Origin of the sequence: Gryllotalpicola reticulitermitis (genome assembly GCF_042651345.1) — a bacterium.
Taxonomy (GTDB): domain Bacteria; phylum Actinomycetota; class Actinomycetes; order Actinomycetales; family Microbacteriaceae; genus Gryllotalpicola; species Gryllotalpicola reticulitermitis.
On sequence record NZ_JBHSCN010000006.1, the window covers coordinates 471,472 to 484,317 of the forward strand.

Annotated in this window: 12 protein-coding genes; 1 reads left to right on the forward strand and 11 read right to left on the reverse strand. The window is 68.4% G+C overall.

All coding sequences use genetic code 11. From position 1 onward, the window contains the following. Positions 1–4 precede the first annotated feature (4 nt). The 10 genes from ACFOYW_RS15645 to ACFOYW_RS15690 all read right to left on the reverse strand — a co-directional run bounded on the left by ACFOYW_RS15645 (position 5) and on the right by ACFOYW_RS15690 (position 11,283). A complete protein-coding gene (locus ACFOYW_RS15645) occupies positions 5–1,099 on the reverse strand; it encodes a UDP-N-acetylglucosamine--N-acetylmuramyl-(pentapeptide) pyrophosphoryl-undecaprenol N-acetylglucosamine transferase (RefSeq protein WP_390230932.1) in 1,095 nt (364 codons plus the stop codon). Positions 1,100–1,148: 49 nt separating this feature from the next. Beyond that, a complete protein-coding gene (ftsW, locus tag ACFOYW_RS15650) occupies positions 1,149–2,399 on the reverse strand; it encodes a putative lipid II flippase FtsW (protein WP_390230935.1) in 1,251 nt (416 codons plus the stop codon). Positions 2,400–2,453: 54 nt separating this feature from the next. Beyond that, a complete protein-coding gene (gene murD, locus ACFOYW_RS15655) occupies positions 2,454–3,998 on the reverse strand; it encodes a UDP-N-acetylmuramoyl-L-alanine--D-glutamate ligase (protein WP_390230937.1) in 1,545 nt (514 codons plus the stop codon). Continuing rightward, on the reverse strand, positions 3,995–5,110 hold the full coding sequence (gene mraY / locus ACFOYW_RS15660) for a phospho-N-acetylmuramoyl-pentapeptide-transferase (protein WP_390230940.1): 1,116 nt from the start codon (positions 5,108–5,110) through the stop codon (positions 3,995–3,997). The genes murD and mraY overlap by 4 nt, the downstream gene beginning before the upstream one ends. Before the next feature lie 31 nt (positions 5,111–5,141). Further along, positions 5,142–6,581, reverse strand: a complete 1,440-nt coding sequence (locus ACFOYW_RS15665; RefSeq protein ID WP_390230943.1) for a UDP-N-acetylmuramoyl-tripeptide--D-alanyl-D-alanine ligase — start codon at positions 6,579–6,581, stop codon at positions 5,142–5,144. Between the two features lie 19 nt (positions 6,582–6,600). Further along, positions 6,601–8,406, reverse strand: coding sequence for a peptidoglycan D,D-transpeptidase FtsI family protein (locus tag ACFOYW_RS15670; RefSeq protein ID WP_390230945.1), 1,806 nt, complete (start codon positions 8,404–8,406; stop codon positions 6,601–6,603). A gap of 36 nt (positions 8,407–8,442) precedes the next feature. After that, a complete protein-coding gene (locus ACFOYW_RS15675) occupies positions 8,443–9,147 on the reverse strand; it encodes a hypothetical protein (RefSeq protein WP_390230948.1) in 705 nt (234 codons plus the stop codon). After that, positions 9,144–10,097, reverse strand: coding sequence for a 16S rRNA (cytosine(1402)-N(4))-methyltransferase RsmH (gene rsmH / locus ACFOYW_RS15680; RefSeq protein ID WP_390230951.1), 954 nt, complete (start codon positions 10,095–10,097; stop codon positions 9,144–9,146). Before rsmH ends, ACFOYW_RS15675 begins: the two co-directional genes overlap by 4 nt. Before the next feature lie 101 nt (positions 10,098–10,198). Continuing rightward, positions 10,199–10,630 (reverse strand): division/cell wall cluster transcriptional repressor MraZ, encoded by a 432-nt coding sequence (mraZ, locus tag ACFOYW_RS15685; protein ID WP_390230954.1) that lies wholly within the window; start codon positions 10,628–10,630, stop codon positions 10,199–10,201. A gap of 248 nt (positions 10,631–10,878) precedes the next feature. Further along, positions 10,879–11,283: a DUF3040 domain-containing protein gene (locus ACFOYW_RS15690; RefSeq protein ID WP_390230957.1), complete on the reverse strand. Its 405-nt coding sequence runs from the start codon at positions 11,281–11,283 to the stop codon at positions 10,879–10,881. An 89-nt stretch (positions 11,284–11,372) separates the two neighbouring features. Between ACFOYW_RS15690 and ACFOYW_RS15695 the strand changes: the two genes are divergently transcribed. Beyond that, on the forward strand, positions 11,373–12,476 hold the full coding sequence (locus ACFOYW_RS15695) for a polyprenyl synthetase family protein (RefSeq protein WP_390230960.1): 1,104 nt from the start codon (positions 11,373–11,375) through the stop codon (positions 12,474–12,476). An 8-nt stretch (positions 12,477–12,484) separates the two neighbouring features. Here ACFOYW_RS15695 and ACFOYW_RS15700 read toward each other — a convergent pair whose 3' ends face one another. Then, the gene (locus ACFOYW_RS15700) at positions 12,485–12,826 is read right to left on the reverse strand and encodes an Rv2175c family DNA-binding protein (protein ID WP_390230963.1); all 342 of its coding nucleotides are present in this window, start codon (positions 12,824–12,826) and stop codon (positions 12,485–12,487) included. Positions 12,827–12,846 lie beyond the last annotated feature (20 nt).

Consider the following 12,846-nt stretch of genomic DNA (forward strand, 5'->3'; position numbering starts at 1 on the left):
GCGGTCACGCGCGCGGTGCGCGTGCCGCCTGGTCGATCATCGCCACCAGGCGCTCGGAGCCGTCCGCGACGCCGACCGACGCGGACGCCTCGGCCATCGCCGCGAGCCGTGACTCGTTGTGCAGCAGCGGCAGCAGGTTGCGGTTCACCCACTGCGGCGTGAACTCCCGGTCATCGACCATCACGCCGCCGCCGGAGCTCACGACATCCGCCACGTTGAAGCGCTGCTCCCCATTGCCGACCGGGTACGGCACGTACACCGCGGGCAGGCCGAGCGCCGTGAGCTCGCTGACGGTCGCCGCGCCCGCGCGGCTCACGACCATGTCGCAGGCCGCGAGCGCCTGTTCCATGTCGTCGACGTAGTCGAGCAGGTGGTACCCGGGCAGTCCCGGGTCGGTGAATTCGCGCGCGCCGCCCTGGATATGGACGACCTGGTAGCCGGCGTTCAGGATCTGCTCGGCCGACTCGAGCATCGTCCCGTTGATGCGGCGGGCGCCGAGCGATCCGCCGGTCACGAGCAGGGTCGGCCGGGCATCGAGGCCGAAGCGGGCACGCGCAGCGCCTCGCGCGGCCTCGCGATCGAGCGTCTCGATCTCGGGGCGCAACGGCATGCCGACGAACTTCGCGTGCGGCAGCGGCGTGCCCCGGAAGGCCACGCCGACATGCGAGGTGATGCGCGAGCCGAGCCGGCTGGCGAGCCCCGGTTTCGCATTCGCCTCGTGCAGCACCAGCGGAGTCCTGGTACGCCGCGCCGCCAGATATGCCGGAGCGGCGGCGTAGCCGCCGAAGCCGACGACGACGTCGATCTCGCGCTCGCCGATGAGCTTCGCCACACGACCCACCGTCGCCCACCAGCGCCCGGGAAAGGCGAGGGCAGCGCCGCTCACGCGGCGCGGGAACGGCAGCTTCGGAATCGTCACGAGCTCGTAGCCGCGCTGGGGAACGAGCCGGGACTCGAGCCCCTCGGCCGTGCCGAGCACGATGATGCGGGCATCCGTCAGGCCCGCGCTCTCGTGCACAGACCGCAGCTTGTCCGCCGTCGCGAGCAAGGGGTTCACGTGGCCCGCGGTGCCGCCGCCGGCGAGCAGGTAGGCGGTCATGGTGTCATCTCCGCGGCGGCGCGGGCGCTGCCGGTGGGCGTGGGGTCGGTCACCGGTCGATGCTAGCCGTGGATCGCTGACCGAGCCCTCGGCGCGCACGCCGCTCATCGCGCGCGAACGACAGCACGATGCCGAGCGCGGCGAGGGTCGAGATCAGGGCTGTGCCGCCCGAGGATATCAACGGCAGCGGTACGCCCAGCACCGGGAAGAGCCCCAGCACGACCGCGACGTTGATGATCGCCTGACCGATGATCCAGATGAGGACGCCACCTGTCACGACGCGCGCGAACATCGTCGGCGCCGCCCGGATGATGCGCAGCAGCACGAACGTGAGGGCGACGAAGAGCAGCAGCACGAGCACGGCGCCGATCAGCCCGAGCTCCTCGGCGGTGACCGAGAAGATGAAGTCGGTCGACGACGCCGGCAGCCAGCTCCACTTCGACTCGGAGTTGCCGAGTCCGACGCCGAAGATGCCGCCGTCGGCCATGCCCCACTTGCTCTGCAGCACCTGATAGCCGGTGCCGTTCGGATCGGCGGCGCTCGGGTGCAGGAACGCCATGATGCGCGCGGTGCGGTTGCTCGACGCGAACGCGAGAACGAACGCCGCCGCGCCCGCGCCGACGGCCAGCACCAGCATCTGCCACAGCGGGATGCCCGCGAAGAACAGGGCGCCGAGCAGCATGAGGCCGAGAATCATGGTCGTGCCGAGGTCGTCGCCCTTCATGATGAGGAACAGGGGGACGAACGCGATGATGAGCGCCGGCACCATCACCTGACCGAACTGCCGGAGGCGCGCCTCCTTGCGCGTCAGGAACATGCCGAGCCACAGCACGAGCGAGATCTTGATCAGCTCAGAGGGCTGGAACATGATCGGCCCGACCTTGAGCCAGTTGGTGTTGTTGTTGATGCCGTAGCCGAGCGGCGTGAACACGACGAGCATCTGCAACGCGCAGGCCCCGAAGAGCCCGGCCCACGCCCAGCGCTGCCAGAAGGAGCTCGGGATGCGCGAGATGAACAGCATCATCGGCACACCGATGAGCGCATAGGAGCCCTGTGAGAAGAACTTCGCGAAGAAGCTCGAACCGTCGGCGTGCGAGGCGACGTAGGACGACGAGAGCACCATCAGCAGGCCGAAGACGACCATGAACAGCGTCAGTCCGAGCAGCATGAAGTAGTTAGCCGACTCGGCCTCGAAGGCGCGGCCGAGCGAGATCCGCGCGGAATGCATCGCGTCGCGCGCGCGCTGGGCGCCGTCCGCGACGGAGCCGCGCGCTGTCCCCTGATCGACCTGCGAAGTCACGTGGCAATCCTCACAAACGGATGCCTCACCACCCGCTCCGCCGCGCCGAGCGACCTACTTGGCATCTCCTGAAAGGTGCGTCGTGACGGCCTCGGCGAAGCGGCGGCCGCGCTCGCCGTAGTCGGCGAACTGGTCGAACGACGCCGCGGAGGGTGCCAGCAGCACGGTGTCACCGGCCTCCGCGACGGACGCCGCGAACCGTACCGCGGCCGCCATCACGTCGTCCTCGTCGGAGGAGACCTCGAAGAGCGGCACCTCGGGCGCATGCGCCTGAAACGCGGCGCGCAACGCGTCGCGGTCGGCACCGATGAGCACGGCGCCGCGCAGCCGCGCCGCGTGCTGCGCGACGAGGTCGTCGACCTCGACACCCTTGAGCAGGCCGCCGGCGATCCAGACCACAGAGTCGAACGCGCGCAGCGACGCATCCGCCGCGTGCGGGTTCGTCGCCTTCGAATCGTCGACCCAGACGATGTCGCCGGAGCGCGCGACCAGCTCGATGCGGTGCGGGTCGAGGCGGAAGTCCTTCAGCACCTCGTGGATCACGCCCGTCTCGACGCCGTACGAGCGCGCGAGCGCGGCGGCGGCCAGGATGTTCGCGACCACGTGCGGTGCCGCCAGTCCGGCTGCCGCGAGCTCGTCGACAGTCGTCAGCTCGAGCGCCGTGTCACGACGCTCGTCGAGGAATGCGCGGTCGACGAGGATGCCCTCGATCACACCGAAGTCGCTCGGGCCCGGCACACCGAGGCCGAAGCCGATGGCACGTGCGCCCTCCTCGACCTCGGCTTCCTCGACCATGTGCATGGTGGCCTCGTCGCCCTTGTTGTAGACGCACGCGACCTTGGTGTTCTCGTACACCTTGGCCTTCGCCGCGCGGTACGCCTCGAAGGAGCCGTGCCACTCGAGGTGGTCCTCCGCGATATTGAGGCACACACTGGCGAAGGGGTGCAGCTCGCCGGCCGGCCCATGCAGGTTGATGCGGTGCAGCTGGTGGCTCGACAGCTCGATCACGAGCACGTCGAAGCCCTGCGGGTCTCGGATCGCGTCCAGCACCGGGATGCCGATGTTGCCCGCGGGCGCGGCGCGCAGACCGGATGCCTTGAGCATCGTCGCCGTGAGCTGCGTGGTCGTGGTCTTGCCGTTGGTTCCCGTGATGGTGATCCAGTCGGCCGGCGTACCGCCGGGCCGTACGACCTTGTCGCGCAGGCGCCACGCGAGCTCGATGTCGCCCCAGACGGGCAACCGTGCCTCGCCTTCGGCCCAGCGCAGCAGCGGATGCGACGGCGCGAAGCCGGGGTTCGCGACGACGAGGTCGGGCTCGAAGTCAAGAAGCTCGGCGGGCGGCGCGACGAGCTGTTCGTCGACGACGAGCCGCGCCCCGATCACCTCGAGCAGATGCGCCCGCTCGTCATCGGCCTGCTGGGTGACGACCAGCACCTCCGCGCCGAGCTCGACCAGCGTGTCGGCGACGGAGAAGCCCGTCTTGCCGAGACCGAAGACCGCGACGCGGAGCCCCTTCCAGGCATCCGTATGCCAGGAATTCAGCGCCTCGAAGTCGAGCTCACGCCTCGCTGCCCCGGGAAGACTGTGGCGACCGGTCATGAGGGCTGGCTCAGCCACTCGAGATAGAAGGTGCCGACGCCGGCCGCGACGAGCAGACCCGCGATGATCCAGAAGCGCACCACGACGGTGACCTCGGCCCAGCCCTTGAGCTCGAAGTGGTGATGGATCGGACTCATGCGGAAGATGCGCTTGCCGTGCGTCACCTTGAAGTACGCGCGCTGCACGATCACGGAGCCGGCCTCGATCACGAACAGACCGCCGATGAGCAGCAGAAGCAGCTCGGTGTGGGTCAGCACCGCGAGTGCCGTCAGCGCGCCGCCGAGGGCGAGCGAGCCGGTGTCGCCGAGGAAGATCTGCGCGGGGTTCGTGTTCCACCAGAGGAACCCCACGAGCGACCCCGTCAGCGCTGCAGCCACGACCGCGAGAGAGAGCGGATCGTTGGTCGTGTAGCACTTGCTGAGGTTCGCCTGGACGATGGACGTGCTGAAGCACGACTGGTTGAACTGCCAGAAGCCGATCAGGATGTACGAGCCGATCGCGAAGATCGACGCCCCAGGCGCGAGACCGTCGAGGCCGTCGGTGACGTTCACGCCATTGGTCGTCGCGCTCGCAAGGAGGTTGATCCAGATCAGATAGAGGATGATCGCGACGACGGGCAGCGCGGTCGCGATGCGGCCGATATCGAGCGCCGGCACGTCGCGCACGATCGAGATGCCGAGGGAGGCCGGCGTGTAGCCCTCGCGATTCGGGGCCTGGATCGCGAGGACGGCGAACACGGTCGCGACGATCACCTGGCCGGCGATCTTCGCCCAGCCGCCGAGCCCGAGGCTGCGCTGATTGCGCACCTTCAGGAAGTCATCGACGAAGCCGACGCCGCCCATGCCGACGAGCATCAGCAGCACGAGCAGGGACGACGGGCTGATTCCGTCACCACCGGCGAAGAGTGCGGCGACGAAGAATCCGAACAGGGTCGCCAGAATGATGACGATGCCGCCCATCGTCGCGGTGCCACGCTTCGCGTGGTGCGACTGCGGGCCGTCGTCACGGATGAACTGGCCGAGTTGAAGCCGGTGGAACAACCGGACGAACAGCGGGGTGAGGAACAGCGAGAACGCGAGCGACAGACCGCCGGCGGCAAGAAGTGTCCTCACGACAGTCGCGCCCTTTTGACAGAAGTTGCCCTCACGACAGCGATTCTCCCAGGCGATCGCCGAGGAACCGCAAGCCCGCCACCTTGGAGCTCTTGACCAGGATCGTGTCGCCCGGCTGCACGAGCCGCATGACGAGCTCATAGGCCTCGTCGACCGTCTCGACGTACTGGGACTCGTCGGAGAAGAAGGTGCCCTCGCGCATCGCGGAGACGTGCATGCGCCGCGCGCCGGGCCCGACGGCGATGAGGCGGTCGATGCCGAGCACGACGACGTCGAGACCCACCTTGTCGTGCTCGTCGCCGGCGAATTCGCCGAGCTCGGCCATCTCACCGAGCACGGCGATGGTGCGGCCACCCGGCCGCTTGAGCTTGGCGAGCGTGCGCAGCGCGGCCGCCGTCGAATCGGGGCTCGCGTTGTAGGCGTCGTTGATGACGGTGATGTCGTTGCGGCCGCCGAGGACCTCCATGCGCCAGCGCTCGGCACGCGTCACGGCCTCGAGCCCGGCGACGATGTCGTCGATCCCGACACCCAGCGCATAGGCGGCCGCGGCGGCCGCGAGCGCGTTCATGACGTGGTGCTCGCCGATGACCTTGAAGCCGACATGGGCGGCAGTGCCCGCGCCGTCGGCGCCGCCGGGGAGCACCAGCGTGAACGCCGTGCCGTCAGCGCTCAGGGCGATGTCTCGCGCCGTGACCTGGGCGCCCTGCCCGAGTCCGAACCACAGCACGTTCGTCGCGCTCGACTTCTCGGCCATTGCGGCCACACGGTGGTCGTCGATGTTGAGAACCGCGACGCCGTCGGCGGGCAGGTCGGTCACCATCTCGGACTTCGCGATGGCGGTCTGCTCGATTCCGCCGTACTCGCCGGCGTGTGCGAGGCCGACCTTCAGCACCACACCGATGTCGGGGCGCGCCATCTTCACGAGACGGGTGATGTCGCCGATGTGGGACGCGCCCATCTCGGAGACGAGGAAGCGGGTCGAGCGCGTCACCTGGAGCATGGTGACGGGCGCGCCGACCTCGTTGTTGAACGACTCCTTGGGCGCCACGGTCTCCGCGACCCGGCTGAGGATGCTCGCGAGCAGGTTCTTCGTCGTGGTCTTGCCGTTCGAGCCGGTGATCCCGACGACCTGGAGAGCGCCTGCCGCGTGCGCCCGCGCGATGACCTCGGTGGCGAGGGCGCCGAGTGCCACGACGACATCGGCGACGACGAGCTGCGGGGTTGCCGCGAGGTCGGGCAGTTCCCGCTCCACGACGAGCAGCGCAGCGCCGGCCTCGGCCGCCTGCGGCGCGAACAGGTGCCCGTCGGTCGTCTCACCGGGCTTGGCGAAGAAGATGCCGCCCGGGGCCACTTCACGCGAATCGGTGTACGACAGACCGGAAACGGAAGACGAGGAATCCGCCCCGCTCGATCCCAGATGAAGCGTTCCCGAGACCGCATGGGCGATCTCGGCCAAGGTCAATTCGATCATTCGGCCATAACTTCTCGGGTCACTGGTGGTACGGCGGCAACATGCTCGGCGCACTGTTGGACGGGCTCACGCGGAAGGTCTTCAGAACCTGGCTCATCACGGTGTGAAACAGCGGAGCAACTCCGTTCGACATCTTGATCTTAGTCGGGAAGCCGATGTTGACATCGACGAGGTACTGGGGGTTGTCGACCGGCGCCACACCCATTACCGACACGTAATACTCCCCCTGCACGTACCCGGTACCCTGCTCGTTCGGCTCCTGCGCAGTTCCCGTCTTCGCTGCGATGCGATAGCCGGGAGTCTTGAGCACGGGTGCGTTCGTGCCCTGCTGCACGACCGACTCGAGCATGTCGAGCATGGTCTTCGATGTCGAGGCCTTGATCACGCGCGTCGAGGTCTTCTTCGGCGCGTCGGTCACCGTGCCGTCGGACTGCTTGCACCCCTTCACGAGCGACAGCGGAACCATCACGCCGCCGTTCGCCATGGCCTGATACGCCTGAACCATCTGCGCCATCGTCGCGGACACGCCCTGACCGAACATGGTGGCGTACTTGGTCTGCGCGTCCCAGGTACTGGGCGACGTGAGCTGACCGCTCGCCTGAGCGGGGAACGGAACCGAAGTCGGACTGCCGATGCCGAACTTCTTGTAATAGTCGTAGCGGGTCTGGTCCGACATGTTGGCGCCGAGTTCCGAGATGCCGACGTTCGAGGAGTTCATCAGGATGCCGGTCAGCGTCATGTCCTCGGTCGGGTGGTACTCGGCGTCGGAGATATCGACGCCGTTGACGCCCTGCAGGGTGTCCGGCGTCATCACGTGCGAGGCCGGCGTGGCGTAGCCCGTGTCGACCATCGCGGCGGCGGTCAGCGCCTTGAACGTCGAGCCGGGCTCGTACTGGTTCGAGAACATCATCGACTTGCTGCGATACGCAGCCGGCACCCCGTCGATGTTGTTCGGGTCGACCGAGGGGTATTGGGCCGCGGCTTTGATCTCACCCGATTTGATGTCGATGACGGACGCCTGCCCGAACTGCGCGCCGAGCTGCTTCACGGCCGTCGCGACGTTCTGGTCGAGGAACCAGGTGAGATCGGAGTTCAGCGTCGTCTCGAGCGTGCCGCCCTGCTTCGCGGCCTTGGTGACCTTGGTGCTGCCCGGGATCGCGACTCCGTCCTGGCTGCGCTGATAGGTCTCTTCACCGTTGTCGCCCTGCAGGCACTGCTGGTATTGCTGCTCGAGCCCTTCGGCGCCATCGCCGGCGGAGTTGACGTAACCGACGATGTTCCCGCCCACCGCGCCATCGGGGTAGGTACGAGACGGGTGGCTGACCGGGGTGAGCCACGGAATGTTGAGCGCCTGGATCTTGTCGAACGTCGGCACGTCGACGTTCGTCACGAGCGGCGCGTACTGCGACTGGGAGTTCGCGCGCAGTGCTCCCTGGAAGTCGGCGATGAAGGTCTTCACGGGAGTGCCCGTGATCGTCGAGAGCTTCGCCATGACGGGGTCGGCGGCGAGCTTCGTGAGCGCCTGCGCTTGCGGGAGTGCCTTGCCCTGCGCATCCGTGTACTCGCTCAGCGCGTTGATCGGCGAGGCGATGAAGTCGTACCGCAGCACGCTGCCCGCGAGCAACGTGCCGTCGTCGGACACGATGTCGCCGCGCGCACCGTACGTCGTCACCGCCGTGCCACGGCGCTCGGCCGCCTGCGCTGACAGCGCCTGCGCCTGCACGACCTGAATGTCGAAGAGCTTGTAGACGAGGCTCGTGACAAGCGCGAGCACAAGGACGAGGACGAACGTCGTACGGCGCCGGGTCGACCTCTTCGCCTTCACTTGCCTCCCCTTATCTGCCCCCACCGCACGCGGGACTCAGTGCGTCGCCGGCGCCGGAAGCGGCCCGGTCCACGCTACGGGCCCGTGCTGTTCGGGATCGACATTCGCCGCCGGTGTGCCCGTAACCGGCTTGCTGCCAGTCTGCTGAGAAGCGGGCTTGGGCGTCACGGCGTCGGTGGCGACCTGCGAGGGGGTCGCGCCCTTGCTCGTGACGAGCGGAAGGTCGGTGAGCAGGGCGTTCGGCACGAGAGGCTGCACGGTCGTGCCGCTCGTCTTGGCGGCGCTGCCTGTCGCGGCCGCAGGCGAGCCGATCACCTTGCCGTTCGAGAGCCGCAGGTAGACGGGCGAGCCGTTCGCCACCATGCCGAGCGCCGTCGCGTTGGCCGCGAGATTCTGCGGACTCGAAAGCTTGTCGACCGCTTCGGATGACGCCTGGTAGTTGCGGGCGATCTGCTTCTGCTGCTGCTGCAACGCGCTCAGCCGGTACGCGCCGTTCGAGACGCCGATGCTCAGCCCGAGCTGGGCGACGACGATCATCACCAGCGCCCCGACCGCGATGCCCGCGTAGACGAGCTTCGGCCGGTGCTTGCGGCCGACCGGTGTCTCGACGGGTGCGAGCAGCCCGCGACGTCGCTCCTCCCGGCTCGGCAGCGGCAGCGCGGACACCCACGGGTTCTCGTAGGCGGATGTCTCATCGAGGGCCGCGTTGCCGATGACCGCGGTGTTTCCGTTCATGCTCACGCTGCCCGCCTCACTCGTTCGACCGCGCGCAGCCGTACAGGTGCGCTGCGGGGGTTCCGTGCTTTCTCGTCGTCGCTCGCCAGCTCGGCGCCGCGGGTGAGCAGCGCGAGCTCCGGACGGTGCTCGGGCAGCTCGACCGGCAGCCCGGCAGGCGCGGTCGATCGCGACCTCGCCTGGAAGATCTTCTTGACGATCCGGTCCTCGAGGGACTGGTACGACATCACGACAAGCCGGCCGCCGATGCCGAGCGCGTCGATCGCACGCGGAATCGCTCGTTCGAGAACGGCGAGCTCCTGGTTCACCTCGATGCGCAGCGCCTGGAACACGCGCTTGGCCGGGTGACCCTGATTGCTGAGCGCCGCCGGCGTCGCCGCCTGCAGGATGTCGACCAGCTCGGCGGTCGTCGTGATCGGATGCTTCGCCCGCTCGGCGACGATGCGAGACGCGTACCGCTGGGCCAGCCGCTCCTCGCCGTACTCGCGGAAGATGCGGCGCAGCTCCGCCTCCGGGTACTCGGCGATGATGCGCTCGGCGGTGAAGTCGGCGGTCGTGTCCATGCGCATGTCGAGCGGCGCGTTCTTCGAGTACGAGAACCCCCGCTCGGGCAGGTCGAGTTGCATCGAGCTGACGCCGAGGTCGTAGAGGGCGCCGTCGACGTGATCGAAGCCGAGCTCGGCGATCGCCCGGTCGACGCCGTCGTAGGTGGTGTGCACGGGACGAAAGCGATCGCCGAATCGCCCCAGGCGCTCGCCGGCGAGCCGCAGCGCCTCCGGGTCTCGGTCGAGTCCCACGAGCGTCAGCCCCGGGAAGCGCTCGAGCATCGCCTCGGCGTGGCCGCCGAGCCCGAGCGTCCCGTCGACGACGACGGCGCCGGGCCGGCCGATCGCCGGGGCGAGGAGTTCGAGGCAGCGCTCGAGCATGACGGGAATGTGCAGTTCGGCGGCGTCCATGACTTTCCGGGCGACCCGCCTGCCGTGATCCCCACCCATCCTGACGTGCCCGCGGGGAAGTCGGTCACGGCAGCGGATGGCTGGGAGTCGCAGCATGCGGATCAGAAGAGCCCGGGGATCACCTCCTCCGCGGTGTCGGCGAACGCGCTCTCCTGCTCGGCGAGGTACGCCTCCCAGGCCTGCGCGTCCCAGATCTCGGCACGGCTCCCCGCACCGATGACGGCCAGTTCCTTCGTGAGCCCGGCGTAGGCGCGAAGCGCCGGCGGGATCGAGATGCGGTTCTGCGCATCGGGCTCTTCGTCGCTCGCGCCGGACAGGAAGACGCGCAGGTAGTCGCGCGCCTGCTTGCTCGTCACGGGCGCCTGCCGGATCTTCTCGTGCATCTCGCCGAACTCTTCGCGGGAGAAGACATAGATGCACCGCTCCTGGCCGCGGGTGAGGACGACGCCCCCGGCGAGCTCGCCTCGGAACTTGGCAGGCAGGATGACGCGGCCTTTGTCGTCGAGCTTCGGGGCGTAGGTGCCGAGGAACATGCGCGGCGCCTCCCTTCCCCGAACGACTACCGCGGATCCAACTGCCCCCACGTTACTCCACATCCATCCACCCGCAAGGATATCGGGCCCGTTTTGGGGGTCGTTTTCAGCCCGACGCCCCCGGAAATCCGCGGCAAGCGGTCGGTGGAGCGCGGTGGAGGGCCGCCCCGCAGAGCTGGCCGATTCGGGCACAAAAAAAGGGCCGACCCGAAGCGGGTCGACCCTGAGTGGTGGAAAGTGGGGCGGGGCTAGCGATCGCCGTCCTGGCGCTTGTCCCACCGCTCGCCGAGGCGGTCCATGAAGTCGGACGAGTTCTTCTGGCGGCCGCGCTGGCCGTTCGGCGACGAAGAGCCGGCTGCGGGCTCTTCGAACACCGCCTCGTCCTTCCGGCGGCGCCCTGGGGTGATGGCGAACAGCACACCCGCGAACATCAGCACGAAGCCGAGGATGCCGACGAGCGGCTGGCGCACAGTGACGCCGGTGATGAGCGCGCCGACCCCGATGACGGCGACCAGCACACCAAGGACGATGGCCCGGTAAGCGGGCTTGCGACGCGGCGTCTGGCTGATATTCGCCACGAAGTCAGCATCGTTCTGGTAGAGGTTGCGCTCCATCTCGTCGAGAAGGCGCTGCTCGTGCTCCGAAAGCGGCATCCCGATCCCCTCTTCTGCTTCGATGCGTGCGGTGACGCCTCAGTGTAATCACGGCGGAACGGGTCTGCTAGGCCCGTTAGTCTGGCGTCGTGGCGGAAAGCGTGAGACTCGTCGACTTGATTCAGCATCGTCTCGACGAGTTCCTCGATGACCGCACCTCAATTGTCTCCAGCGTCGGTTCCGATGTAACGGCTCTTCTCGATGATTCGCGGAGATTTCTCAGCGGTGGCAAACGATTCCGCGCACAGTTCTGCCATTGGGGGTGGCGTTCCGTCGCCGGCGTGCGCGAGGCGCCCGTGACGCAGCGGGAGCTCGACGCGGTCGTGGGCGTCGCGAGCTCGCTCGAACTCTTCCACGCGGCCGCACTTGTGCACGACGACGTGATCGACCGGTCCGACACGCGACGCGCTGAGCCGAGCGCGCATCGCCGCTTCGCGGACCGCCACCTCGAGCGCCGCTGGGCCGGTGATGCGACGGCCTTCGGCACCTCTGCTGCGATCCTGCTCGGCGACCTGCTGCTCGGGTGGAGCGACGAGCTGCTCGACGACGCGCTCGCCCGGCTCGGCAATCCCGGTGCCGGCCGCGCTGCGCGACGGCTGTTCAACGGCATGCGCACCGACGTCACGGCGGGCCAGTACCTCGACGTCCTCGAGGAGAACGCGTGGGTGGAACGCGATGAACGGGAGCTGCTCGAAGCCGCCAGGCGGGTGATCGTGTTCAAGTCCGCCAAGTACAGCGTCGAAGCGCCACTGCAGATCGGCGCGGCGCTCGGCGGCGCGAGCGAGGCGCAGCTCGAGACGCTGAGTTCGTTCGGCCTGCCGCTCGGCATCGCCTTTCAGCTGCGCGACGACGTGCTCGGGGTATTCGGGGACGCCGCTGTCACCGGAAAGCCGAGCGGCGACGACCTGCGAGAGGGCAAGCGCACCGTGCTCGTCGCCCTGACCCGCTCGAAAGTCGCCCCCTCAGTGCGGCGCGCCTTCGACGAGCTGCTCGGTGACCCCCAGCTCACGACGGAGCAGGTGCTCATGCTGCAGGGCGCCATGCGCGACTCCGGCGCCCTCGACGAGATCGAGCAGATGATCGAGCACGAGGTGCACCGCGCGAATGCGGCGCTCGACGAAGCATCCCTCGCCCCCGAGGCGATCGCCGCGCTACGTCAGCTGACGCACCGCGTCACGGAGCGAAGCGCGTAGACGACGCTCTATGCGAGCGCCTGCGCGATCCTGCGCACCTCGCTCTTGCGACCACTGCGCAGAGCGTCGATCGGTGCCGCGCCGAGCGAGTCGTCGACCGTGAGCAGCCAGCCCATCGCCTCATCGTCGCTGAAGCCCGCGTCGGCGAGGACCATCAGGGTGCCGCGCAGCTCCGGCAGGGGCTCGCCGCCCACGAGGAAGTCCGCGGGCACCGAGAGCACACCCTCGCGGCGCACCCCGTGCAGATGCTTGTCCTCGATGAGACGACGGATGCGAGAGGGGGTGAGCCCCAGGATCTCGACCAGTTCGGGCATGGTCAGCCAGGTGCGTTCGGGCGTCGGATCAGCCATGAGGAAAATCGTGCCACGAG